Here is a 25,103-nt window from a genome sequence, read left to right on the forward strand (position 1 = left end):
ATCCCTCATTCGATAGATCGAAATAATAGGTGACCCATTGTAGCATGCCGGTTCATGCAGGCGAAATTACATTCGTGGAGAAGCGCCTTGGCTGTCCGTTGTCAATAGGGGTAATATGACGATTTGGTGGATAACCTATAAGAAATCCGGTCGTTCAGCCCGTGTTTTCCAAAATAAATGTGACGTCCGCGGCTCTTCCCCGTATGAATTAAGATAATCATTTGAAAGGAAGACTGAATTGATACTCAATTTGTTTCTCGTCGCCATTCTTATCGTTTTAACCGCTTTTTTCGTAGCTACCGAATTTGCCGTCATTAAGCTTCGCCCCAGCCGCGTCGATCAGATGGTGATAGAGGGGAGAAAAAATGCGCTGGCGGTTCAGAAGGTGACGAACAATCTGGACGGTTATTTGTCCGCCTGTCAGCTCGGCATTACGATTACCGCGCTGGGACTCGGCTGGCTCGGCGAGCCGACGGTCGAGAAGATGCTGTACCCGTTATTCGAGCAACTGGCAATCGGAGAGAAGGCCGGCCACATTCTGTCGTTCGGCATCGCCTTCGTATCGATTACGTTCCTGCACGTCGTGCTGGGAGAGCTGGCGCCGAAGACGATGGCTATCCACAAAGCGGAAGCGATCTCGGTGTTTACCGCTCCGATGATCATTATTTTCTACAAAATCATGTATCCGTTTATTTGGGTCTTGAACGGCTCGGCGAACGCGCTCGTCAGAGTGTTCGGAATGAAGCCGGCCAGCGAGCATGAGGAGGCGCACTCGGAAGAGGAAATCCGCATTATTTTGTCGGAGAGCTACGAGAGCGGGAAAATCAACAATACCGAATACGGTTACGTAAACCGGATTTTCCAATTCGACGAAATGATGGCCAAAGAAATCATGGTTCCCCGCACCGATATGGTCTGCCTGTACGAGGACATGACCCTGGAAGAACTGATATCGGTCGTAAGGAAGGAGCAGTACACGCGCTTCCCTGTAGCCAGGGAGAACAAGGACCATATCGTCGGATTTATTAATACGAAGAGGCTGTTCCTGAAATACGACAACGATCCGGAATTCGATTTCCGGAAGCATATTCATCCCGTGATGACCGTACCGGAGGCGATTCCGGTCAAGTCGCTTCTGCTCCGAATGCAGGAGGAGCAAGTTCATCTGGCCATTCTGCTCGACGAGTACGGAGGCACTTCCGGGCTAGTGACGATCGAGGATATTTTGGAAGAAATCGTAGGGGAAATCCGCGACGAATTCGATAACGACGAGAAAAAGCCGATCGAGCAGTTGGGCTCCGGCCACTACTTGTTCGACGGATTAACGCCGATCGACGAGATTAATTTGCTGTTCGGCGCCTCGCTTGAGCAGGACGGCGTCGATACGATCGGGGGCTGGCTGTACAACAGGCAGCCGGATTTGGCCAAGGGCGGGGAATGGATTTACGGGGAGCTGCGCTTTACCGTGCGGGAGAGGGACAAGCACCGCATTCGCAAAGTGGAGATCCGGCAGGTCTAGAGATAGGCGGCTATTCGATTATCGTGTATAATAGGATCAATTCACTCGGAGGTGTAAAAATATGCAAAAAAACCAGACAATCGCTCGGACGGAAGCCAACGACAAGAAAGAGACGAGCAAGCGGTAGACAACGCGCGATCTCATCGCGTTAGACGATTGTCATTGTCGGCACGGGTATGACGAACGCGTTGATCTGCCGAAAATAGAGAGGCGGATTCGACGTTTTGAAGGAATTGGACGTATCACGGATTTATATGTTTATGGGTTTTATGACGTCGCTGGCTAACGCGACGATGTTTACGACCTATGCGATCTATCAGGTCGTTGCGCTAGGGTTTAATCCTCTCCAGCTTCTGCTGGTGGGGATGGTGCTGGAAGTCACGGTGTTGCTGTTCGAAGGCGTGACGGGAGTCGTGGCGGATACGTATAGTCGAAAAGCGTCCGTCATCGTCGGCATGTTCGTGCTCGGAGCCGGATTCGTGCTGGAAGGAAGCGCGATGTGGCTGGGAGACGGCAGCACTGCGATGTCGGCGTTCGTATGGCTGCTTATGGCGCAGGTTGTCTTCGGTATCGGGTTCACGTTCGTCAGCGGCGCCGATTCCGCCTGGATGGTCGATGAGGTGGGAGAGGAGCGCGCCGGCCGCGTCTTCTTGAAGGCGAAGAGAGTCGGCTTGATCGGAACGCTGCTGGGCATCGGGCTCAGCGTGGCGATTTCCACGATCGGCTACAACTTGCCCTACATTGCCGGGGGCTTGATGTACTTGGCTTTGGGCGCGTTTCTGATTGTTTATATGAAGGAGACGAACTTCACGAGACCGGAGAAAACGGAGGGAAGGTTCTCTCATTTTCGTAGCATGAAGGCGACATGGGTGACCGGTGCGCGGACGGTCAGAGGCAGCCGGATCTTGCTGATGATCCTGATTGTCACCCTGTTCAGCGGGGCGGCTTCGGAAGGCTACGACCGGTTGTGGCAGGCTTTCATTATCGGCGATATCGGCTTTCCCGCCGCCAGCGGATTCAATATGGCCACCTGGTTCGGCTTGATCGCGCTCGCGTCGACGCTGCTGAGTCTGGCGGCGGTCTGGGCGGCGGAGAAGCGGCTGGATAAGATCGGCGAGAGATTCGCCCGCCGAAGCCTGATCGTCCTGACCGCCGCGCGGGTGTTGGGCATAGCGGGACTGGCCTTGTCTCCGAACTTCGCGTACGCGCTGGCCGCCGTGCTGCTGATCGAGGTCGTCATGGCGCTGACCGGACCGGTCTACGACACATGGCTGAACCTGAACATCGAGAGCCGTTCGCGGGCTACCGTGCTGTCCATGCTGAGCCAGTCGGATGCGCTCGGTCAGACCGGAGGCGGGCCGTTCGTCGGCTGGATCGGCAGCCGCCTGTCCGTAAGGGCGTCGCTGCTCGCTTCCGCCGCGCTGCTTGTTCCGATTCTCGCGGTGTTCGCCCGGGCTCGAGGCCGGCAAAGCGACGTTTCCGCGGACAAACAAAATATAGCGTAATGTTCCGGAAGGTCTTCCCCCGATTCATGCGGCGGAAGGCCTTTTTTCGTCTTACAGCAGCTTCAGCGTTCCGCACAGCTCGATCAACCGATGAATGCCCTGCAGCTGGCTGCGGTTGCGGTCGTCGATGCTTCGCAGGGCTTCTTCCGTGACCTTTTTGGCATGCTCCAGGCTATGATGATCCAGCGCGTGTACGATTTCTTTCATGCTTTTCAGGAAGTAGATCGTGCTTCGAAGCGTGCGAATGAGCAAAATTTTTCGCAGGTGCTGGGGAGTAAAGACGCGGTATCCGTTGTCCGGATCACGATCCGGGGTGAGCAGCCCCTCCTTCTCCCAGTGCCGGATTGCGGATGTGGCTACTCCGGCTTGCCGGGCGACTTCTCCGATCGTCATGCTCTTCTTGGCTTTCGGATGGATGGCCGGAGCCGATTCAAGGGGATGCAGCAGCTCCAGCGTCTTATCGGCCGCCTGCTTCTCCTGCTGAAGAAGGGCCTGTTCCTTGTTGACCGTCCAGAAGGCCTCGTCGGTTCGCCCTCCTTGGATCATGACAAGGACGTCGCAGGTCGTTTTAACCCCGAAGCCGGGGAACATGGCGCGTAAGCAGCGGAAGTAGGCGAGATGCACGTCCGTATACAATCGGTAACCGTTGGGCGCTCGCTCGGGCGCGGGGACGACTCCCCAGGACTCGTAATGGCGCAGCGCGCTCGTGCTGATATGAAGCTGTCTGGCGATTTCGATTGGCTTGTAGGACCCCATGAATATCCCTCTCCTTCAGGTGAAGAGCTTGTTTTGGCTGCTCTACTATAGCAAAAGGTTTCCGGCTTCGCAATCGTCCGAAGGTACTGAGAGTTAGAAGTGAAAGCTTAAAGAAGGGTGACAATGTTTGTCAGCCGAGCGGAGCGGAGGAGGCGGGACGGAGCGGGAACTTTAGCACTTGCATGAATGTAGTAAAGTAAGATTGTGCAAGCCATTCACCGGAAAGAAGGGATTTAAGTTGCCGATCATTCATGAACTGCCGGGAGCTGAAGAAGTTGCGGTTTTAAGAGCTGAAGCGGGTCTGAGCCCGCAAAGTCCGTCCGCCGTCGAAAGGGCTCTTCGCCATTCGTTGTTCGTTGCCTGTGCGAGAGACGAACGGAACAAGCTGTTGGGAACGGGCAGGGTAATCGGAGACGGAGTTTATCATTTCCAGATCGTGGATATTGTCGTTCGCTCGGATTGTCGGGATCGTTCTGTCGTGCATGAGCTGATGGAAGAGCTGATAGATTACGTCGACCGCAATGCGGAGCAAGACGCCAATCTCGTCGTCATCTCCGACCTGGAGGAGATGAAACTGTATGCGAAGCATGGCTTCGCACTGATGTACCCGAACTTCTACGGAATGAGCAGAAAGCTTTAATTCGGTTCCCGCCGGCGGTTGATGGATAGCCGTTTTATACCTCTGTTTCATGACACCTGAGTAAAGTGCAGATAGGTGCAGGATTGAGATGGCGTGAGATGGCGCTAAGGCTGGAGGCGGGCGTGGGTGAAATGGAGCTATTGACGGAGGTCTTGGGAGAGAACACCGAAAAAAATGAAGATTTCTTAAAAAAAGTACCGGGTATCTGCACATTACTCAGGCAGCGCGAAATGGAGATAGAGAGCAGGTCCGCAAGGCTGAAGGCGAGGAAGGAGGAACATGCGGCACGGGGTGAAAGAATTGGGCGAGGATGAAGCTTGACAGGCGGATGGTTTTCCCCTAAGATGGGTTTCAAAGTTCAAGCGACGATCAAGGACATGAGCGCGTGCGGATACCGCCCAGAGAGAGGGGGCATGGCTGAAACCCCCTTCGGAGAGAGGCGTGCGTTTACCCCCTTGTAGCTGCGATTCGGAAATTGCGCCGAGCGATGCGGGGCAGGAGTATGAGTCGACGGGAGCTCCCGTTACAGAGCGCCGAGGATTCGCGAACGTGCCGATAGCATGGGGCGGATTGAATTTGGGTGGAACCACGAGCGCGCTCGTCCCTTTGCGGACGGCGCTTTTTTATTTTCATAACGGCTTGGATCAAGGACATGAGCGTTTGCGGAAACCGTACAGAGAGAGGGGGCGCGGGCTGAGACCCCCTTCGGAGAGAAGCATGCGGTTACCCCCTTGTAGCTGCGATTCGGAAATTGCGCCGCGAGCGATGCGGGGCAGGAGTATGCGTCGACGGGAGCTCCCGTTACAGAGCGCCGAGGATTCGCCGGACGTGCCGAGGGCATGGGGCGGATTGAATTTGGGTGGAACCACGAGCGCGCTCGTCCCTTTGCGGACGGGGGCGTTTTTTAGTTCATACGCAAAATAAAAAAGGAGATGCTGGACGATGTGCAATTCCAAACAAGAGCAAGCAAGAGCAAGCGCCGCCATGCTGTTGGCACAAGCGGTGCAAAGGAAGTTCGAAGGAGTCAAGCTGGGAGTCGGGGCGGTATCGGAGCAAGGGTTCTACTACGATTTCGAGGTGCCGGGCCTGTTCGCGGAATCGGACCTGGCCGCCGTCGAGGAGGAGATGCGGAAGCTGGCGGCTAACGGGGCTCGGGCGAAGCTGGAATGGATACCAAGGGCGGAGGCGGCAGAGCTGTTCGAAGCAAGAGGGGAAAGCTGGAAGGCGGAATGGCTGCGGGAGGAAGCGGAACTGGATCCGGTGCCGGTATTCTGGAGGGGAGAGTTTGCCGATGTATACCCGGACGGCTGCGCGCGAGAAGCCGGGATGGACGCCCGGTGTTCAAGCTGCTTAGCGTGGCGGGAGCTTACTGGAGAGGGGACAGCGGCAATCCGATGCTGCAGCGCGTCTACGGAGCGGCGTTCGCGAACGAATCGGAGCTGAAGCAGTTTCTCGTCTGGCAGGAGGAGGCTTCGCGGCGCGACCATCGCAAGCTGGGCAAGCAGCTCGAGCTCATTCATTTCTCGGAGGAGGCTCCGGGCATGCCGTTCTACTTGCCGAAGGGGGCGGTCGTACGGCAGGAGCTGGAGAACCTGTCGAGGGAGTTTTTGCGAAAATACGAATACGAGGAAGTCCGTACGCCGCTTATCATGAACAGGCAAATGTGGGAGCAGTCGGGGCATTGGGAGCATTATCGGGACAATATGTATTTCTCCGAGCTGGACGGTCATCAATTCGCCGTTAAGCCGATGAATTGTCCGGGGCACATGCTGATCTACAAGAGCCGGCTGCGTTCGTACCGGGATCTGCCGATCCGGCTGGCCGAATTCGGACAGGTGCATCGCCACGAATACAGCGGAGCGTTGAACGGCTTGTTCCGGGTTCGTACGTTTTGTCAGGACGACGCGCATATTTTCGCCCGTCCCGATCAGATCGAGTCGGAGATCGGGCGGGCGATCGCGATGATTCAGGAGATGTACGGCCTGTTCGGCTTCGAGTACAGCCTGGAACTGTCGACGCGGCCGGACGATTCCATGGGCAGCGACAAACAATGGGCCGAAGCCGAGGCGGCGCTGGCCAGGGTGCTGGAGAACAGCGGCCTTCCCTATCGGATCAACCCGGGAGACGGTGCGTTCTACGGTCCGAAGATCGATTTCCACATCAAGGACGCTCTGAATCGTAGCCATCAATGCGCGACGGTTCAACTGGATTTTCAGATGCCGGAGAAGTTCGGTCTTGCGTACGTGGACGAGAGGAACGAGAAGCGCGTGCCGATCGTTATTCACCGTGCCGTATACGGGTCGATCGACCGGTTTATGGGGATTCTGATCGAGCACTATGCCGGAGCGTTTCCGGCGTGGCTGGCTCCCGTGCAAGCGATGATCATTCCGGTAGCGGACAGTCACGGGGCGTATGCAGAGGAAGCGTGCCGCATGCTGAAGGAAGCGGGAATACGGGCGGAGACGGACTGCCGGAACGAGAAGCTCGGCTATCGCGTCCGAGAGGCGCAGCTTATGAAAATCCCGTATGTCGCGGTCGTCGGAGACGCGGAGCGGGCTGCCGGCACGGTTCAGGTCCGCATGTACGGCCGGCAGGGGCAGCAGCAATTCGGCTTGGCGGACCTGGCGGCGGACCTATGCGGCAAGGTCGGGAGAAGGGAAATCTGACGGCGGAGGAAGCGGGAGGAGCGAGGAGGTGCAGCCGCATTTTTATAGCCGGGATGTACCGGCTTCGGTTCCAAAAAGGATGAAAATGCTCCTTTTGTCGCAACCTGTTAATTAAACGAACCTTAACGAAGGAGCGGGGAGCATGAAGGACGCAATCGGCAAAGCGATGTCGCTGGGATTGGGATTGGTCGTAGCAGGCAAGGAGCAGGTGGAAAGGACGATCGAAGAGCTGGTGAAAAAAGGGGAGCTAAGCCGGACCGAGTCGGGCTCGCTGACGGAGGAGCTTGTGCGCAAGGGGGAAGAGGCGAGAGGGCGGGTGGAGGAGCTCGTGCGAACCCGCATTCATGCGCTGCTGGGGGACGGCACTTTGGCGACGAAGGAGGATATCGAACGCCTGGAACAACGTCTGAGCGACTTGGAGCAGCGGATGGCCGGGGGTTAACGGAAGGCGGGGACGGAGGATGAACCTGCGACAACGGATTCGAAGGCTGCGGCGCTATCGGTCGATCGCTTCGGCGCTTGCCCGGAACGGGCTGGGCTACGTGGCGCACGACATGGGGCTGACCGACAAGCTGCTGTTTTTCCGCAGCGAGGAGCGAAGGGGCGTCAAGGGCAAAAGCCTCGGCGAGCGCATTCGCTTGCTGCTGGAAGAGCTGGGTCCGACGTTCGTGAAGCTCGGGCAGATTGCCAGCTCGCGGCCCGATCTGCTTCCCGCGGATATCGTGCGGGAGCTGGAACGGCTTCAGGATCAGGTGACGGCGTTCCCGTACGAGCAAGCGTCGGCCATTATCGAGCAGGAGCTTGGGGACTCCGTGGACCGGCTGTTCTCGAGCTTGTACGAGACGCCGATCGCGGCCGCTTCCATCGGGCAGGTGTACCATGCCCGGCTGAAGGATGGCCGGGACGTCGTCGTCAAAGTGCAGCGCCCGAACATTCTGCGGTTGATCGAAACGGATCTCGGCATATTGGCGGATTGGGCCAGGCTTGCGGAGAGCCGGTTGGAGTGGGCGAGGAACTACCGGTTGGCCGATGTGGTGGAGGAGCTGGGACGCGCGCTGCGGGACGAGCTGGATTTCGACAAGGAAGCGAGGCATGCCGAGCGGTTCGCACAGGCGAACCAAGGGGCGAAGAAGATGCGAGTGCCGGCCGTGCACCGGGAATTCAGTTCAAGCCGCGTGCTGACGATGGATTACGTCGAAGGGATCAAGCTGTCCGAGCTCGGCCGCTTGGACCGCGCCGGACTTAACAGGAAGGAACTGGCGGAGCGCTACGCGCGGATGATTTTCCAGCAGGCGCTGGTCGATGGTTTTTTTCACGGGGACCCGCATCCGGGCAACGTGCTGGCGCTGCCGGACGGCACGCTGGCCTGGCTCGATTTCGGGATGATGGGCCGCTTGTCGCCGGAGACGAAGAGAAGCTTCGCTTCCTTCGTCATCGCGCTGCGCAACCAGAGCTCCAAAGGCGTGCTGCGCGCCATTTCCCGCATGGGCGCCGTGCCCGACGAGGCGGATCGGGAGCGGCTGCTGTCCGATATCGAAGAGCTGAGGGAGAAGTACTACCAAGTTCCGTTCCATCGGCTTCACCTCGGAGAAGCGGTTCACGATCTGTTTTCCGTGGCGCTGCGGCACCGCATTTCGATTCCCAAGGAGCTGACGCTGCTCGGCAAAACGTTCCTGACAATGGAGGGCGTCGTCACTACGCTTGACCCTTCGTTCAGTATTTTCGACGTGGCCGAGCCATTCGGGAAAAAGCTGTTCCTGGAGCGGCTGAACCCGCGGAATTGGCTGAGCGGCTGGGCCGAGGACATTCCCGACTATGTCGATCTGCTCGGCGAGCTGCCGTCCAATCTGAAGCTCGCGTCGCGTCTGCTGAGCCAAGGAAAGCTGCGGATCGAGGTCGCGACGCCGCAGATCGAAGCCATTATGGCCAAGATGGACCGCATCGGGAATCGACTGTCGTTCAGCATTGTGCTGCTGTCGCTGAGCATCGTCATGCTCGGCTTGATCGTCGGCGCGGCGCTGAGCCATTCCAAAACGCTGCTGTGGCGCATTCCGGTCATCGAGATCGGGTTGGGCATCGCGTTTTTCATGCTCATCTGGCTGATTTCCTCCATTTTCCGATCGGGACGGTTTTGATAGTTGATCAAGGACGCGAGTATGTTAAAATGAGTTCATCCTTGACCTTCAGCGGAGGTAGACAGATGCAACTCATTGATCCATCAATCGTACAGACGAGGCTTGACCGTCTCAGAGACCAGGAGCTTTACATCCACCTGGAGATGACGAGCGGCGCCTATGCGGCGCATTTCGACAGTTCGAAGCATCCGGCGGCGACCTTTATTACGAATGCGTTCGTCAAATACAGCCAAGGCTCGATATCCGGGGAAGGCCCGTACCGCGTCGGTCTGAAGACGTCGCAAGGCTGGGTATATTCGGAAGGGCTGACCCATTACGAAGAGTCCGAACAGGAACGGCTCATTCTGGCCGGCCACGACAGTCAGGGCAAGCTGGTTGTCGCGCTGCAGCTCGGTCGGGAGCCTTTTTAATTGGAAATGGAGAGGAATGAGCAGATGAATCGCCGTATATTGGTCATATTGCCGCACCCGGACGATGAGGCGTTCGGGCTGTCGGGCGCGCTTGCCAAGCATGTAGACGAAGGAGCGCAGATCACGTACGCCTGTCTGACGCTCGGTGAGATGGGAAGGAATATGGGCATTCCGCCGTTCGCCAACCGCGTCACGCTGCCGTCCGTCCGGAAGAAGGAGCTGGAGAAGTCTTGCGAGGCGATCGGCATTCAGGATTTGCGCCTGCTGGGCTTCCACGACAAGACGATCGAATTCGAGGATCAGGAGCAGCTGGACGGGAAAATCCAAGCGCTTCTGGACGAGCTCCAGCCGGAGCTGGTCTATACCTTTTATCCGGGCTACAGCGTTCATCCCGATCACGACGCAACCGGAGCCGCGGTCGTTCGCACGATCGGGAGGCTTCCCGAGGCGCGCAGGCCGGCCGTTCGCTGCATCGCGTTCGCCAACAATCACGAGCAAGCGATCGGCAAGCCGGATATCGTTGTAGACGTAACGCGGTTTCTCGATTCGAAGCTGGCGTCCATTCAGGCTCACCGCTCGCAATTCCAAGCGGCTGAATTGTTGGGCAAGAACCAGCTGAGAGACGAGGAAATCCGGCAGCGGTTCGGCACGGAACGGTTCTGGACTTATCGGTTTGCTTAATTTTCTACAAATAGAGGATGTCCCATAAGTAAAAAAGGCGTACCGAACGATTATCGATGGATGCAGGGTAATGGGCATTTATCTCCTTCCGATGCTATACGATCCTGAAATTTTGAATGGAAAGACCCGTGACAGGGTCATTTCAGGACCGTATGAGGCAGTCTCCAGGAGATAGATGCCCTTCATTTTTCATCGATTATCTTGTACGCCCCTACTTACGGGACAACCTCTTCTTTGCATAATCGGGGCCGAAAGCGCCCGACAGGCTTCGACTTGCCTGACGGCAACTTATTTTGATGCGGAAAGCTTAATTGTTCTCCCTCTACTCTTGGGTTCGGCTGCAACACTGTTTCTCTAGACCCACACGAAGTTCGTTCGGTATGCTTAAAGCGTTGGAGTCAGGAGGGGACCGCGCATGGAAGCTTATCAGGACATTAAACAGGGAGAGAAAGGCGCTTGGGTAAGCATCTGCGCCTACATCGTTCTATCGACGTTAAAACTCGCCGTCGGCCACGCATCGGGCTCGGAAGCGCTGCTGGCAGACGGTTTCAATAACGCAACGGATATCGTCGCTTCGATCGCGGTGCTCGTCGGCTTGAAAATATCGCGCAAGCCGCCGGATCGCAACCATCGATACGGGCATTTTCGGGCGGAGACGGTGGCGGCGCTCGTCGCTTCGTTCATTATGATGGCGGTGGGCGTGCAGGTGTTCGTCCAGGCGATCTCCAAAGTTTCGGCGCCGAACCTGGAATCGCCGGATATGATCTCGGGATGGACGGCGCTGCTGTCCGCGGCGGCCATGTTCTTCGTCTACCGGTACAACGCCCGGCTGGCCAAGCGCATTAACAGCCAGGCGCTGATGGCGGCTTCTCAGGACAACCGGTCCGACGCGCTCGTCAGCATAGGCGCGTTCGCCGGAATCGTCGGCTCGCAGTTCGGAATTGCCTGGCTGGACCCGGTGACGGCGCTCATCGTCGCGGCTATCATCTGCCGGACCGCTTGGCACATTTTCAGAGACGCCACACACGCGCTGACCGACGGCTTCGACGAGACCGAGCTGAACAAGCTTCGCAAGACGATCTACGACAGTCCCGGAGTAAAAGGAGTCAAAGATATTAAAGCGCGGGTTCACGGCAACAACGTTCTCGTCGACGTCACCATTAACGTGAACAAATACTTAAACGTGATAGAGAGCCATGCGATAACGGAGAAAATCGAAGAGAGAATGAAGACCGATCACAATATTTCGCATATTCACATTCATATCGAGCCTTACGAGGCAAGCTAGAAGCTCCCGGCCGGGACAAGGGGATAGCGCGGAACCGGCGGCCCCGATTGCCGATTCCGTCATCTTTCTGTCATTCGGTTGTGACTGTTCGTCTATTGAAGAGAGGATGCGGATTCAATAGGATAACACTGAAAGACTCGACGCGATCCGCTATATCATTTTCGCGGCGATATCGGACAGCGTCAGGATGTAACCTTTACCGCGGATGTTCTCGATCGAGAGCGCGGCGTTCGTCTTCCGGCGAATCCGATACAGCAGGGAGTTGAGCTCCTCTGGGCTGGCCGGCGGAAGCTGGTCGTCCTCCGAGCGTTCCGGCCATACATACCGGATGATGTCTTCTTTGGGAACGAACTGGCGCTCTTTGGCCAGCAGCAATTCCAGACATTTGTATTCCTTATCGGAAAAGGCGTAGCTCAGATCGCGAAGATGAAGCTGCCGTCTGACGGGGTCCAGCTCGTAACCGGCGGCCGAGGGGGACAACTGGGACGCCGGACCGAAATCCAGCGTTTCCTCCCACATGCTCGTAGAGAAGGTCAGAATAACCATCCCTTTGGCGAAGGAGATCGTATCCGACGATTGCAGCGGATGGGGCGAGAACGGAGCAAGCCTGACGCCATTCACTTCCGTTCCGTGTTTGCTCTCGAAATCGGTAATGGAGTAGCTGCCGCTCTCCCAGCGTATCGCGGCTTGCTTGCGGGATACGTATGCGTTCTCGAAGCCGATGTCCGGCTCCCAGCCGACGTCCTTGCGGCCGATGATCACTTTCGACTGAGCGATCTGAAGCGTCGAGCCTTCATCATAGGGGAATCCTCGTATGACTACGAGGCAAGAGTTGGGCTTCATTATCGTTAACCTCATTCCTAATTAAGATAAGTCCGAAGAAGGTTATACCGCGTATAACGAAAAATTATGGGGCAAGATTCCCCAAATTGCAACAAGCGAGGAGAACCGCATGAAACAAATCGTCGTTAATCCCGGCTCGCCGTTCGGCGGAGCCGTGTCCGTTCCGGGGTCCAAGAACAGCTCGCTGGCGCTGATGGCCGCCGCTTGCTTGTCGGACGAGCCCGTTCTATTAAGAGGAATACCGAAAATTACCGATCTTGACGTCTTCTCCCGGATCGGGGAAGACATCGGATTGATCATTTACCGCGACGAGGACAACGCGGTGCTGATCGACCCGCGCGGCATTCGCAGCACGGTCGTCGATCCGGCGCGCGCCTCCGCGTTCCGCACCGCTTATTATTTCATCGGAGCGCTGCTGGCCAAGCATGGCAAAGTCAGCATGGGCTATCCGGGAGGCGACGACTTCGTCAGCCGTCCGATCGACCAGCACATTAAAGCGATGATGGCGATGGGGGCCAAGTTCGTCTTCCATACCGACTATTACGAGGTGGAATGCGCAAATCTGCGGGGAGCGGACATCTACTTCGACACGATCTCTTCCGGAGCGACGATCAACGCGATGCTGGCGGCGGCAAGAGCGACGGGCCGAACGACGCTGCGCCAGGCGGCCAGAGATCCGGAAGTCGTCGATACCGCGCAGCTGCTGATCAAGATGGGCGCCAAAATCAGGGGAGCGGGCAGCGACACGATTACGATCGAAGGCGTCGGCCACTTGCGCGGCTGCACGTACACGGCTATTCCCGACCGCCTGATCGCGGGGGCGTTCCTCATTGCTGCGGGCGCGACGAAGGGCATCGTCACGGTGAACGACGTCATTCCCGAGCATCTCGGCTCCTGCATGGCGAAGCTGCGGGAAATCGGCATGGAAGTGGAGGAGGGGGACCAATCCGTTACCGCCTATGCCGCCGGCAGGCTAAGGCCGACTCGGGTAAGAACGGCCATGTATCCCGGGTTTCCGACCGATCTGCAGCAACCTCTCACCGCTCTGCTGACGCGAATTCCCGGCACAAGCCTGGTGGCGGACCGGATCTATCCGAAGAGATACCAGCATGTGCCTCAGCTGAATCGGATGGGAGCGCGCATCGACGTCCGGTCCGGTGTGGCGAGAATCAAGGGAGGGACGCCGCTGCGCGGCACGCTCGTGCACGCTTCCGACGTTCGCGCGGGCATCTGCCTGCTCGTTGCCGCGCTGACGGCGGAGGGAACGACTTCGATCGCGGGCGTTCGCCATATCGAGCGCGGCTACGAGAATATCGCCGCTTCGTTCCGGGCGCTCGGAGCGGACGTGACGATGCGGGACACTGCGGACGCTTTCGGTTCGTATACGAGCCTGGGTTCGTAAAACGGACTATCGGTCTGCGGGCGGCGGCCCGGTCGTGGTCCCTTCGACAAGGAATGGCTCCAGCACGACTTGACGATACTCGCCGGGGCCTTCGTTCAGAGCGTCGAGCAAAATACGCGTAGCCTGCTTGCCGATTTCTTCTTCGGACTGAGCGATATGCGTGAAGCGCGCCCGATTGTCCAGTCCTGGAGACGGATCGTCGAAGGTGACGATGGAGAGGTCTCCGGGCACGCTCATGTTCAGCTTGTCCGCGATGGCGGCGATATGCGAACCAAGCGTGGAGTTGAGCGTAATATAAGCCGTCGCCAGACGGCTGCCGATGTAGCGGTGCAGCATATGGCCGCCCTGCTCCACGTCATGGGCGCCGATCGAAAATTCGGTCAGCATCAGGGCGGGGTTGATCAGAGCGCCTTTTTGCTTCAAGGCGTCCATATAGCCCGCGATCCGGTCCTGCACCGGAATCGTCTGCAGGGGCGAATCCGAGCAGACGGCGATATCCCGATGCCCGAGCTCCCACAGGCGGGAGACGGCGAGCTCCGCGCCTTTGCGGCTGTCGGAGCAGACGAAGTGGGTTTCCACTCCCGGGAAGTAACGATCGATGAGCACGAACGGAAACCGATTCACCTTCAGCGCCAAAATTTCCTCGTTATAGGCTTCGGCGTCAACCGGGAAAATGATCAGCCCGACCGCTCCCATCCGGATCAGTTCGGAGATCGCTTCTTGCTCCCGCTCCTTGGACTCGTTCGTCAGCACGATATTCAAGAAGTAGGGAGTGCCGCGAAGCACGTCGTTTATTCCCCGAATGAGACGCAGCGCGAAAAAGTCGTTCACCGACGGCACGATAAACCCGATCATTTTCCCGGACGAAGCGGCAGCTTCGGCGCCCCGCGACGGGAAATAGCCGGGTTTACCGGCGTTTTCCGCCTCCTTGCCCCGATCCGTTTCCTGCGCGATGCCGAGGCTGGAGACGTCTTTGCCCACAAAGCTGCCCTTCCCCGGAACCCGATAGATCCAGCCTTCCTTGGCCAACTGCGCCAGCGCGTTCGCCACCGTAATTCGGCTGACGCTGAACGCCTCCATCAGCTCGCGCTCGGTCGGAATTTGGTCGCCGGCCAGCAGCTGCCCCGAGTTTATCCGACGTTTGAAATGATTCTGGATTTGCATATATAGAGGCTGCCGCTCGTTGTTCATTTATCCGGCTCCTGTAAATTGGATTATATAGCTATTATATCAAAGGGGAGCGCGGATAGAATAGATTTTATTAGGGTTTTTGGTGTAAATGACATATATGATATAAAATTTAATCTTTATATTGAATATATCATTTCGTGATGGTATATTCGTTGCAAAAGCCATGCGGCGATAAGGAGAGAGACCGATGCCCTACGAGACAGCGCCGATCATGACCGGTCGGGCCAAGCATACGCTGGAGAAAATTCGGGAGCACATCTATATGAAGGTGGCTTCCCTTGAAGTTAACGCCTGGAGAACCCAGGAGCCGGTTCCATACGAGCAGAGAACGTCCGGAGAGCCGCTGGCCCTTCGGCCGGGAGACAAATGGGGCGAGCTATGGGACTGCGCCTGGTTTCGGTTTGTCGGCTCCGTGCCCGCGAGCGCCGCGGGCTGCAAGGTCGTGCTGCTGATCGACGTGAACGGGGAGCTGTGCCTTGTCGACGAGGACGGCGCGCCGATCCAGGGGTTGACCAACATCAATTCGGAGTTCGACTTTTCGCTTGGGCTGCCGGGCAAAAGAGTGGTCGACGTGACCGAACGCGCCCAAGGCGGCGAAGCCGTCGACCTGTGGGCGGACGCGGGCTGCAACGACTTGTTCGGCCGCTACCGCAGCGGCACGCTGAAGGAAGCGGACATCGCGATCTGCCATGAGGAGACGCGCCGTCTCTACTACGACTACGAAGTTCTGCTGGAGCTGGCCGAACAGCTTCCGGAGCAAAGCGCCCGCCGGACGAAGCTGCTGCACAAGCTGTACGAGGCATCGTACCTGCTGGAGACGATAGACGAAAGCGCGGTTCAAGCGGCGCGCGAGCTGCTGCGGCCCGAACTGGACAAGAAGGGCGGAGATCCCGACATTACGGTCAGCGCCGTCGGACACGCGCATATCGACCTTGCCTGGCTGTGGCCGATTCGGGAGACGATTCGCAAGGGAGCAAGGACGTTCTCCACGGTGTTGAAAAACATGGAGAAATATCCCGACTACGCGTTCGGAGCGAGCCAGCCGCAATTGTACCAATGGATGAAGGAGCATTACCCGAAGCTGTACGGACGCATCAAGGACAGAATCGCCGAAGGCCTCTGGGAGGTTCAGGGAGCGATGTGGGTCGAGCCCGATTCCAACGTATCGGGCGGAGAGGCGCTCGTCCGGCAAATTTTGTACGGGAAACGGTTCTTCAAGCAGGAATTCGGCGAGGACGTGCGCGTGCTGTGGGTGCCGGACATTTTCGGCTACAGCGCCAGTCTGCCCCAGTTGCTTAAGAAGGCCGGAGTCGATTACGTGATGACGCAGAAGCTGAGCTGGAGCGTCTACAACGATCACCCGCATCACAGTTTCCTGTGGGAGGGCATCGACGGTTCGAAGGTGCTGACCCATCTTCCTCCCGAGGATACGTACAACAGCCCGGCCGCTCCGCGGTCGCTGGCGAAAATCGAGAGAGAATACATGGACAGCGGCGTCTCGGACCATGCGCTTCTGCTGTTCGGCATCGGCGACGGCGGAGGCGGGCCGGGCGAGGAGCATCTGGAGCGGCTGGGCCGCTTGCAGAACCTGCAGGGCCTTATCCCGGTCGTTCAGGAACCATCCAGTGCTTTCTTCCGCAAGCTGGAGCGGGAGCAGGAGCGGTTCGAGACATGGCGCGGCGAGCTGTATTTGGAGAAGCATCAGGGGACGCTGACGTCGCAAGGCCGCAACAAATGGTATAACCGCAAGCTGGAGAAGGCGCTGAGGGAGGTCGAGTTCGCGGCTTCGCTCGCGATCTCCCGCGGCGCGCCGGCGTCTAACTATCCGCAGGACGAGCTGGAGACGATCTGGAAGGAAGTGCTGCTCTATCAGTTCCATGACATTTTGCCGGGCTCGTCGATCGGCAGGGTGTACGACGAATCGTTGGAGCGCTATGCGGCTCTGTACGAGCGGGTGTTGCAGCTGGCCGAAGAGGCGTACGCAACGGCTGCGGCCTTTGCGGGACTGAAGCCGGGCGAGGCGTTCGTCGCCAATTCGCTGCCGTGGGAACGGCGGGAATGGGTGAGCTGGAACGGCAAGTCGCACCTTGTGACGGTTCCTCCGATGAGCGTTGCCCCGCTGGAGCAGGCGGCGAGCGCAGCGAGCGCGGAAGCGCCTGCCGCGAACGAGAACGGTCTGGAAAACGAGTTTTTGAGCGTCAAGCTCGGCCCCGACGGCAGCATCGTCTCTCTCTACGACAAGCAGGCAGGTCGCGAGACAGTGGCGTCCGGCGAGCGGGCCAATCTGCTGACCGTCTATCACGATCGCGGGGACGCGTGGGATTTCGACCGCAACTACCGTCAGGCCGTCGCCGGCCGGATGGAGCGGGAGACGGTCGCCGCGTACGCGGACGGGGCCAAAGCGGTCGTGGAGCAGCGGTTCCGGTTCGGCGAGTCGACGTTGACGCAGAAAGTCGTTCTCCATGCAGGCGAACGGATCGTTCGTTTCGAGACGGAGGCGGATTGGCGGGAGTCGGGCAAAATGCTGCGAGCTTCGTTCCCGGTCGACGTGCGCGCGGACCAGGTCAACTGCGAAATTCAGTTCGGCAGCCTGCAGCGCCAGACGCACCGCAATACGAGGCACGATTTCGCCAAGGACGAAATCTGCGCGCACCAGTATATCGATCTGTCGCAGCCGGACTACGGCGTCTCGCTGCTGAACGACTCCAAGTACGGCTTTAGCGCGCTCGGAAACGTGCTGGACATCCATCTGCTGCGCAGCCCGTCCTATCCCGATCCGCAAGCCGACCGGGCGGTTCATCGGTTCGTCTACGCGCTATACCCGCATGAAGGGGATTACGTCTCGGCGCTCACTTACCGGAAGGGCTACGAGCTGAACTCTCCGCTGACCGCATTCGCGGCGGGAAGCGCAGATCGGCAGGAACCGTCGACCGTTGGGGGCTCGCTCGTGCGGATCGATTCGCCGCACGTTATGCTCGAAGCGGTCAAGAAGGCCGAGGATTCCGACGATCTGATCGTGCGTCTGTACGAAACGTCGGGAACGAGGGCCGAAGCGAACTTAACGTTCGGCACGGCGTACGCGGCGATCGACGAAGTCGACCTGATGGAAAATCAAGTCGCGAGATTGGGAGAAAATACGGACGCGGCGAAGCTGCCGTTCGGTCCGTTCGAAATTCGCACGCTGCGTCTGACGCTGCGTCGGTAGAAAGCTGGCCGGTCCCTATGCGGGGACCGGCCTTTTCGCGAGCAAACGCCATCATAAATGGAAGTCCAATCGCGTAAAAATAGACTAAAGGTCCGGAGACAACATCCATTGTCCCAAATCTGTCGCGGAAACCCGCGGCTTTTTTTGTTCTCGGAGCCGGACCGGAGAGGGGGCGAAGCCTACGAAGCTCATCAAGCTGCTAGCGTTGGTCGCCGCAGTCTCGATCTTGAACGTCGTTGTGCTGTCGCCCGGGTTGGTCGGCGTCGGATTCGGCGAGAGCGCGCTGGAGACGGCGATCGGGGTGACGCTGCCGCTCGCCAGCGTCGTCGCGCTGTTGCTGGGAAGCTACGCAATCCTTCACAAGCCGCAGGAGCCGCCGCCGCCCCTTCGGCAGCTCCAATCGCACGAGGACTTCGCGGCGGCTCTGTCCCGCTACAAGCGGGTCAGTATGCTGGAGGAGGATATCGAACACGCCGCCGAACAGCTCGACCGCATCCGCAAGAAGAAAGAAACGCTGCTTCAGGTGCTGTCGCAAAGGTTTCAACCGGAAGAGTTGAGTTACTCGAAGTTCGCTTCCGCCATCGCGGGGGCGGAGTCCTTATTTTACCGCAACGTCAGAAGCGTCCTGAACCGGCTGCAGGCGTTCGACGAGTCCGAGTTCGAGAGCCTCGGCTCCCGCAGAGCCGCGCGCATGCCCAGAGAGCTGCTGCAGATGCGGGCGGAAATGCTGAACGAGTTTCTCGGCTTCGTGAAGTATTCGATCGGGATGAACGAAGAAATTTTGCTCAAGCTGGACCGGCTGCTGCTGGAAATCACGCGCCTTGACGCCTTCGAGCCCGGCGATATCGAGGAGATGCCCTGCATGAAGGAGATCGACGCGCTGATCAGACAGACGAAGCATTACAGATGAAGAGAGGTGGGGGAGTTGGCTAAACCGCGCAAATTTGCTTTGGTATCCGTATTCCTGCTGATTATCGTGTTCGCATTGGTGTATTGGGGAGTCAGTCTGACGTCCGATCTGGGAAAATCGAAGGCGGAGATGACCGCGGAGAACGCGGAGAAACGGCTGAACAAGCTGATCTCGGACATCTCCGTGAAGACCGCCGAGCCGGTGAAGGGGCAGATCGATCTCGATCCGGCGGACGTGGCGGAGGCGCTGCCGGACATCTCCAAGTTTCCGGTGACGGTGGACAATACGACTGGCTTCTACGTTGAAATCTTCTCTTCTACGGAGAAGTCCGGCTCCGGCGTCGACGGCTGGCTGACCGAAGTCGCCTCCGAGTTCAACCGGGCGGGAATCGAAGTGAACGGCCAAGCCGCATCGGTCAAGGTGAGAAATATCGCATCGGGGACGGCGACGGATTATATCGTGTCCGGCAAATACATACCCGACGCTTTCACTCCTTCGAACGAGCTGTGGGGAGAGATGGCGAAGGCGAGCGGCGTCAAAACGGAGCTGATCGCGAAGCGACTGGCCGGGAACGTGCCGGGCATCGTCATCGCCAAGGCGAAGTACGACTCGCTGGTCGGAAAATACGGAGCGGTGAACGTGAAGACGGTAACGGAGGCGATCGCGGGCAACGAGTTTTCGATGGGCTATACCGACCCGTTCGCCAGCTCCACGGGCCTGAACTTCCTGCTCACGGCGCTCGATTCGTTCGACAGCTCGAACCTGCTGGGGGAGAAGGCGGTCGCCGGCTTCGAGAAGTTCCAAGCCAACGTGCCGTTCATCGCTTCGACGACAATCCAGATGCGCGACGCGGCCAAGTCCGGCATGCTGGACGGGTTCGTGCTGGAGTACCAGACTTACGTCAACGCGGCCGACTTGAAGGGCGGCTACGTGTTTACGCCGTTCGGCGTTCGGCACGACAGCCCGCTGTACGCGCTGGGCGATCTGCCGCCGGAGAAGGTCGAGCTCGTTCGGCGGTTCGCGGAATTCGTGCAGCAGGAGCAGTACCAGCAGGCGGCGGAGAAGCTGGGCTTTAACGGGCTGGAGGAGTATACGCCGGAGCTGGCCGTTCCGGACGGCGCTCTGCTCGCTTCCGCGCAGAAGCTGTGGAAGGAGAAGAAAAACGCCGGCAAGCCGATCGCGGCCGTATTCGTGACCGACGTGTCCGGCAGCATGGACGGGGAGCCGCTGAATCGGCTTAAAGAATCGCTGCTGAAAGGGCAGAAGTATCTCGGACGGGACAACAGCATCGGCCTGGTGGCCTATTCAAGCGACGTCACTATCCACCTGCCGATCGCGAAGTACGACGCGAATCAACAATCGATGTTCGTCGGAGCGGTGAACAGCCTGCAGTCCGGCGGGGGGACGGCAACGTTCGACGGCATCGTCGTCGCGCTCAAGATGCTGCAAGACGAGCTTCGCGTTAATCCGAACAGCAAGCCGGTCATCTTCGTCCTGAGCGACGGGGAGACAAACGAAGGGTATTCGCTTAATGACATTAAAGAACTCGTCGAAGCGTACAAAGTTCCGATCTACACGATCGGCTACAACGCAAATATCCAGGCTTTGCAGAGCATTTCAGGCATTAACGAGGCGGCCAGCATCAACGCGGATACGGACGATGTCGTCTACAAGATCGGCAACTTGTTCAACGTGCAGATGTAACGATTCGCGAGGTGCGCGAACGCAGCTTGATATCGAAGGGGGATTCGGATGTCATTTTCGATGGAGATCGCCAGCCCGGACCAGATCAAGGCGGTTATTGAGCAGGAGGTAAAGCCCGTTCCCGAGGAGGTCGCCAAGCTGAAGCAGCTTGCGGACGCGAACGTGGCGGCGATCATGGCGCTCGACGTCGAGTCGCTGGATAAGCGCAAGGAGATCGTGCAGTCGATCGAAGGCTTCGGCCTCGGCACGATGAAGTCGTCCGCGGACAAAAACAAGCTGCTGGAAGTATCCGTCGGCAATCTGGCGCGAACGGGGGATGAAGGCGGCCAGGTCGCCAAAGGGCTGGCCGAGCTGCATACGCAGCTTAAGGACTTGGACCCGAGCGCCGTCGACTTCGCCAAGCGCGGCGTGCTGGGCAAGCTGTTCAACCCGCTGCGCTCCTATTTCTTGAAGTATCAGAAGGCCGACGGCGTCATCGCCGACATCGTCGTCTCGCTGGATAAAGGCAAGGCGACGCTCAAGAACGACAACACGACGCTGGAGCTGGAGCAGCAGTCGCTGCGCGAGCTGACCAAGAGGCTGCAGAAGGAGATCCAGCTCGGAACGCTGATGGACGAATCCATCGAGGCGCAGATCGAAGCGGCGCGGCAGCGGGGCGAAGATCCCGACAAAATCCGCTTCATTACCGAGGAGGTGCTGTTTCCGCTCCGCCAGCGAGTGATGGACCTGCAGCAGATGCTCGTCGTGAACCAGCAGGGAATTATGGCGATCGAGGTCGTCATCCGCAACAACAAGGAGCTCATTCGCGGCGTGGACCGGGCGAAGAACGTGACGGTGTCGGCGCTGCGCATATCCGTGACGGTCGCCAGCGCCCTGTTCAATCAGCGGATCGTGCTGAAGAAGATCGAGCTGCTGAATCAGACGACGAACGAGCTGATCGCCGGCACTTCGCGCATGCTGAAGGAGCAAGGAGCGGTCATTCACAGGCAGGCGCTCGAGACGAGCGTATCGGTGGAGACGCTTAAGCAGGCGTTCACCGACGTGCTTGCCGCGCTCGATTCGATCAGCGCCTACAAGCAGGAAGCGCTGCCCCGCATGCGGGACACGATCAGCCAATTCCGCGAGCTGGCCGACCAGGGCGAACAGCAGATCCGGCGCTTGGAGAAGGGGCAGAAGCTGGGGATTTAGGTTGGCGGCGAGTGGGCAAGTGGGCTTGCGGGGTTTAGGCGATCGAAGGAGAAGGTTGTCCGGACTAACGGCGGCCTTCTTTTTGTGTCAGGGGATAGCGTGTTGGGCAGGGTTTGGAGAAATCGAGCATTGACTTGGTGGAGGTGGCGGTCAGTCGGAACGATACTCTAAAAAATTTAACAACGAGCAGGCGGAAGCGCTTAAAAAGGGAGAGATGATCCAAAATTTCGTGCAACGGCCGCGAGATAGCGCTTTCATTCGGGGCGATATTCTAAAAAATCGTACATCGCGGCAATCGCCATCCAGCTAAGCGCAACCGATCTCGAGGGAAATGAGGGTCCGACCAATGGAGATGGCACGGCGTTCGTTCCGAGATCATGACTTTCCTCCCGATCAATGATAGAATTTCGGTATTACGGAACATGGGGGAATCGGTCTTGACCCTGCAGCAACTGAAGTATGTCATCGAAGTGGCGAATCGCGGCTCTATTAACGAAGCGGCCAAGCGGCTGTTTATTTCGCAGCCGAGCCTGTCCAACGCGATCAAGGATTTGGAGGAGGAGCTGCAGATCGCCATCTTCGAGCGATCGAACAAAGGCATCTCGCTCTCCAAAGAGGGAGTGGAGTTTCTGAGCTACGCCCGCCAGGTCGTTGAGCAAGCCGAGCTGCTGGAGAGCCGGTATCTCAACGCGAAGCCGTCTCCTCAGCATTTCTCGGTCTCGACCCAGCACTACGCGTTCGCGGTTAACGCCTTCGTCAGCCTGGTCAAGGAGTACGGACAGGAAGAATACGAGCTGACCTTGCGCGAGACGAAAACGCACGAGATCATCGAGGATGTCAGCAAGCTGCGCAGCGAGATCGGCATTTTGTACGTGAACGAATTCAACGGCAAGGTCATCCACAAGCTGCTTAGAAGCGCCAATCTGCAGTTTACGAGCCTGTTTACGGCCAAGCCGCACATTTTCATCAGCATACACAATCCTCTGGCCCAGCATGACATCGTCACCATCGACCAGTTGCAGGACTATCCGTATCTATCTTTTGATCAGGGGGAGTACAATTCCTTTCATTTTGCCGAAGAGATATTGAGTACATTGTCCCGTAAAAAGAGCATTCGCGTCAGCGACCGGGCGACGCTCTTCAACCTGCTGATCGGTTTGAACGGCTATACGATTTCGACGGGGGTGCTGAGCAAGGATCTGAACGGCAACGAGATCATCCCCGTTCCGCTCGACTGCAACGAGACGATTAACGTCGGATGGATCGCTCACCGCAACGTGGCGCTCTCCAAGCTCGGCACGGCATACATCGAAGCGTTGGAACGGGCGATCGGCCGCTGAGCCAAGACTCTGAGTCGAAACGGACAGTGGGAAACCAAGCGGAAACACGTATGGCCGGCAGCAGGAATCCGGGGAGAGACGCAAGGCCGGGAGCGGAGAATTCGAATAGAAACGCACAGGAGGGGAGAGGACAGCGGCCTAGTGCGGTCAATGATATAGCCGGAGGCTATAACCAGATATAGGATATGTGAGTTACGCTATACCCGGAATTCCATGGTATCTTCTACGTAACAACTTGTATAGGAGTGTTACGAGATGGCGCAAAGCAGTATTTTGGGATACCCGCGAATCGGCGCGGATCGGGAATGGAAGAAAGCGCTGGAGGCGTTCTGGGCCGGCAAGCTGGAGGAAGCGGAATTTCAAGCCAAGCTGCAGGAAATTCGGTTGACCCATCTCGAGAAACAGAAGGACAAAGGAATCGACCTGATTCCGGTCAACGACTTCAGCTATTACGATCACGTACTGGATACCGCGACGATGTTCGGCATCGTTCCGAAGCGGTTCGCATACGAAGGCGGAGAAGTTCCGCTGTCGGTCTACTACGGTATCGCCCGGGGCACGAAGGAAGCGGCGGCCAGCGAGATGACGAAATGGTTCAATACGAACTACCACTATATCGTGCCGGAGCTGGACGGAGCCAAGCCGACGGTTACCGAAAACAAACCGCTGAAAGCTTATCGCGAAGCGAAGATGAAGCTCGGCATCGAAGGCAAGCCGGTGCTGGTGGGACCGCTGACTTTCCTGAAGCTGTCCAAGGGCTACGACAAGTCGGAGACCGATGTCTGGCTGGATCGTCTGATTCCGCTGTACGTGCAAGTGCTGCGCGAGCTGGCGCTTGAAGGCGTGCGCTGGGTGCAGATCGACGAGCCGATCGTCGTGACGAAAATCGGGAACGACGACGTTCGCCGCCTGAAGGCGATCTACGAGACGTTCGCCGCCGCCGTGCCGCAACTGAACATCCTGCTTCAGACTTACTTCGAATCGACCGAGCGTTATTCGGATATCGTGTCGCTCCCTGTCAAAGGAATCGGTCTGGATTTCGTTCACGGACTGGCGGGCAACCTGGCCGCGGTTCGCGAGCACGGCTTCCCGGCGGACAAGGTGCTGGGGGCAGGCGTCATCGACGGACGCGGCATCTGGAAAGCGTCGCTGGGCGAGAAGCTTGACGTGCTGGAGCAATTGACCGCTATTGTCGGCTCCGACCGGCTGATCGTGCAATCGTCGTGCAGCCTGCTTCACGTCCCGGTTACGGTAGTCGGCGAGACGAAGCTGGCGCCTGAGCTGAAGGGAGCGCTCGCGTTCGCGGACGAGAAGCTGGAGGAGATCGCGCTGCTGACCAAGGCCGCGACCGAGGGCAGAGCGGCAATCGCGGCAGAGCTCGCGAGCAGCGAGAGCGCGGTGCAGGCGCTGAGACAATCCGCGGAGCGCAATCGCGCCGACGTGCAGCAAGCGGTCGCCAAGCTGAGCGCGCAGGAGCCCTTACGCAGCCGGCCGTTCTCCGATCGCAGGGTCGCGCAGCAGAACAAATGGCAGCTGCCGATTTTCCCGACGACGACGATCGGAAGCTTCCCGCAGTCGGCGGAAGTGCGCAAAGCCCGCCAGCTGTGGCGTAAAGGCGAATGGGACGGAGAGCGTTACGCGGCCTTTATCCGCGAGCAGATCGATCTGTGGATCAAGCTGCAGGAAGAGATCGGACTGGACGTGCTCGTGCACGGCGAGT

18 protein-coding genes and 1 pseudogene are annotated in these 25,103 nt (G+C 58.3%); 16 read left to right on the forward strand and 3 right to left on the reverse strand.

Annotation, left to right across the window (positions count from 1 at the left end; all coding sequences use genetic code 11):
- Positions 1-238 precede the first annotated feature (238 nt).
- Both ACESLM_RS15520 and ACESLM_RS15525 read left to right on the forward strand, forming a co-directional pair.
- Positions 239-1,519 (forward strand): hemolysin family protein, encoded by a 1,281-nt coding sequence (locus ACESLM_RS15520; protein ID WP_372632487.1) that lies wholly within the window; start codon positions 239-241, stop codon positions 1,517-1,519.
- 260 nt (positions 1,520-1,779) lie between these two features.
- Positions 1,780-3,024 carry an MFS transporter gene (locus ACESLM_RS15525; RefSeq protein WP_372632488.1) on the forward strand — a complete coding sequence of 415 codons (1,245 nt, stop codon included), beginning with the start codon at positions 1,780-1,782 and terminating at the stop codon, positions 3,022-3,024.
- 51 nt (positions 3,025-3,075) lie between these two features.
- Here the strand turns inward: ACESLM_RS15525 and ACESLM_RS15530 are convergent, their stop codons facing one another.
- A complete protein-coding gene (locus ACESLM_RS15530) occupies positions 3,076-3,780 on the reverse strand; it encodes a TioE family transcriptional regulator (protein ID WP_372632489.1) in 705 nt (234 codons plus the stop codon).
- Between the two features lie 238 nt (positions 3,781-4,018).
- Between ACESLM_RS15530 and ACESLM_RS15535 the strand changes: the two genes are divergently transcribed.
- The 7 genes and pseudogenes from ACESLM_RS15535 to ACESLM_RS15565 all read left to right on the forward strand — a co-directional run bounded on the left by ACESLM_RS15535 (position 4,019) and on the right by ACESLM_RS15565 (position 11,600).
- Positions 4,019-4,420 (forward strand): GNAT family N-acetyltransferase, encoded by a 402-nt coding sequence (locus ACESLM_RS15535; RefSeq protein WP_372632490.1) that lies wholly within the window; start codon positions 4,019-4,021, stop codon positions 4,418-4,420.
- A gap of 969 nt (positions 4,421-5,389) precedes the next feature.
- Positions 5,390-7,014: pseudogene (gene thrS, locus ACESLM_RS15540) on the forward strand (threonine--tRNA ligase); the annotation flags it as partial.
- Positions 7,015-7,228: 214 nt separating this feature from the next.
- Positions 7,229-7,528 carry a phasin family protein gene (locus tag ACESLM_RS15545; protein ID WP_372632491.1) on the forward strand — a complete coding sequence of 100 codons (300 nt, stop codon included), beginning with the start codon at positions 7,229-7,231 and terminating at the stop codon, positions 7,526-7,528.
- Between the two features lie 19 nt (positions 7,529-7,547).
- The gene (locus ACESLM_RS15550; protein ID WP_372632492.1) at positions 7,548-9,221 is read left to right on the forward strand and encodes an ABC1 kinase family protein; all 1,674 of its coding nucleotides are present in this window, start codon (positions 7,548-7,550) and stop codon (positions 9,219-9,221) included.
- 65 nt (positions 9,222-9,286) lie between these two features.
- Positions 9,287-9,631, forward strand: a complete 345-nt coding sequence (locus tag ACESLM_RS15555) for a YojF family protein (protein WP_372632493.1) — start codon at positions 9,287-9,289, stop codon at positions 9,629-9,631.
- A 24-nt stretch (positions 9,632-9,655) separates the two neighbouring features.
- The gene (bshB2, locus tag ACESLM_RS15560) at positions 9,656-10,312 is read left to right on the forward strand and encodes a bacillithiol biosynthesis deacetylase BshB2 (protein ID WP_372632494.1); all 657 of its coding nucleotides are present in this window, start codon (positions 9,656-9,658) and stop codon (positions 10,310-10,312) included.
- Between the two features lie 415 nt (positions 10,313-10,727).
- Complete coding sequence (locus ACESLM_RS15565; RefSeq protein ID WP_372632495.1) at positions 10,728-11,600, forward strand: cation diffusion facilitator family transporter; 873 nt, start codon at positions 10,728-10,730, stop codon at positions 11,598-11,600.
- Positions 11,601-11,750: 150 nt separating this feature from the next.
- Here ACESLM_RS15565 and ACESLM_RS15570 read toward each other — a convergent pair whose 3' ends face one another.
- Positions 11,751-12,443, reverse strand: coding sequence for an FHA domain-containing protein (locus ACESLM_RS15570; RefSeq protein ID WP_372632496.1), 693 nt, complete (start codon positions 12,441-12,443; stop codon positions 11,751-11,753).
- A 109-nt stretch (positions 12,444-12,552) separates the two neighbouring features.
- Here ACESLM_RS15570 and murA point away from each other — a divergent pair, with 109 nt between their 5' ends.
- Positions 12,553-13,845: a UDP-N-acetylglucosamine 1-carboxyvinyltransferase gene (gene murA / locus ACESLM_RS15575; RefSeq protein ID WP_372632497.1), complete on the forward strand. Its 1,293-nt coding sequence runs from the start codon at positions 12,553-12,555 to the stop codon at positions 13,843-13,845.
- A 6-nt stretch (positions 13,846-13,851) separates the two neighbouring features.
- On the opposite strand, the gene ACESLM_RS15580 is transcribed toward murA, so the two are convergent.
- Entirely contained in the window at positions 13,852-15,036 is a 1,185-nt protein-coding gene (locus tag ACESLM_RS15580) for a GntR family transcriptional regulator (RefSeq protein ID WP_372632498.1), read from the reverse strand.
- A gap of 187 nt (positions 15,037-15,223) precedes the next feature.
- On the opposite strand from ACESLM_RS15580, the gene ACESLM_RS15585 reads away from it, so the two are divergent.
- The 6 genes from ACESLM_RS15585 to metE form a co-directional block, all read left to right on the forward strand.
- Positions 15,224-18,241 (forward strand): alpha-mannosidase, encoded by a 3,018-nt coding sequence (locus ACESLM_RS15585; RefSeq protein WP_372632499.1) that lies wholly within the window; start codon positions 15,224-15,226, stop codon positions 18,239-18,241.
- 226 nt (positions 18,242-18,467) lie between these two features.
- Positions 18,468-19,151 (forward strand): hypothetical protein, encoded by a 684-nt coding sequence (locus tag ACESLM_RS15590; protein ID WP_372632500.1) that lies wholly within the window; start codon positions 18,468-18,470, stop codon positions 19,149-19,151.
- A gap of 15 nt (positions 19,152-19,166) precedes the next feature.
- A complete protein-coding gene (locus tag ACESLM_RS15595) occupies positions 19,167-20,855 on the forward strand; it encodes a vWA domain-containing protein (RefSeq protein ID WP_372632501.1) in 1,689 nt (562 codons plus the stop codon).
- Positions 20,856-20,903: 48 nt separating this feature from the next.
- Complete coding sequence (locus tag ACESLM_RS15600; protein WP_372632502.1) at positions 20,904-22,043, forward strand: toxic anion resistance protein; 1,140 nt, start codon at positions 20,904-20,906, stop codon at positions 22,041-22,043.
- A gap of 437 nt (positions 22,044-22,480) precedes the next feature.
- On the forward strand, positions 22,481-23,383 hold the full coding sequence (locus tag ACESLM_RS15605; RefSeq protein WP_372632503.1) for a LysR family transcriptional regulator: 903 nt from the start codon (positions 22,481-22,483) through the stop codon (positions 23,381-23,383).
- Positions 23,384-23,638: 255 nt separating this feature from the next.
- On the forward strand, positions 23,639-25,103 hold a 1,465-nt coding region (metE, locus tag ACESLM_RS15610; protein WP_372632504.1), incomplete at its 3' end, for a 5-methyltetrahydropteroyltriglutamate--homocysteine S-methyltransferase.

It is taken from the genome of Cohnella sp., assembly GCF_041641335.1.
Lineage (GTDB): Bacteria > Bacillota > Bacilli > Paenibacillales > Paenibacillaceae > Cohnella.

Excerpts from the sequence above, each read along its gene's own strand:
- ACESLM_RS15525 (WP_372632488.1), top strand. The coding sequence starts at position 1,780 with ATGGGTTTTATGACGTCGCTGGCTAACGCGACGATGTTTACGACCTAT.
- ACESLM_RS15530 (WP_372632489.1), bottom strand. The coding sequence starts at position 3,780 with ATGGGGTCCTACAAGCCAATCGAAATCGCCAGACAGCTTCATATCAGC.
- ACESLM_RS15545 (WP_372632491.1), top strand. The coding sequence starts at position 7,229 with ATGAAGGACGCAATCGGCAAAGCGATGTCGCTGGGATTGGGATTGGTC.
- ACESLM_RS15550 (WP_372632492.1), top strand. The coding sequence starts at position 7,548 with ATGAACCTGCGACAACGGATTCGAAGGCTGCGGCGCTATCGGTCGATC.
- ACESLM_RS15555 (WP_372632493.1), top strand. The coding sequence starts at position 9,287 with ATGCAACTCATTGATCCATCAATCGTACAGACGAGGCTTGACCGTCTC.
- bshB2 (WP_372632494.1), top strand. The coding sequence starts at position 9,656 with ATGAATCGCCGTATATTGGTCATATTGCCGCACCCGGACGATGAGGCG.
- ACESLM_RS15565 (WP_372632495.1), top strand. The coding sequence starts at position 10,728 with ATGGAAGCTTATCAGGACATTAAACAGGGAGAGAAAGGCGCTTGGGTA.
- ACESLM_RS15570 (WP_372632496.1), bottom strand. The coding sequence starts at position 12,443 with ATGAAGCCCAACTCTTGCCTCGTAGTCATACGAGGATTCCCCTATGAT.
- murA (WP_372632497.1), top strand. The coding sequence starts at position 12,553 with ATGAAACAAATCGTCGTTAATCCCGGCTCGCCGTTCGGCGGAGCCGTG.
- ACESLM_RS15580 (WP_372632498.1), bottom strand. The coding sequence starts at position 15,036 with ATGAACAACGAGCGGCAGCCTCTATATATGCAAATCCAGAATCATTTC.
- ACESLM_RS15585 (WP_372632499.1), top strand. The coding sequence starts at position 15,224 with ATGCCCTACGAGACAGCGCCGATCATGACCGGTCGGGCCAAGCATACG.
- ACESLM_RS15600 (WP_372632502.1), top strand. The coding sequence starts at position 20,904 with ATGTCATTTTCGATGGAGATCGCCAGCCCGGACCAGATCAAGGCGGTT.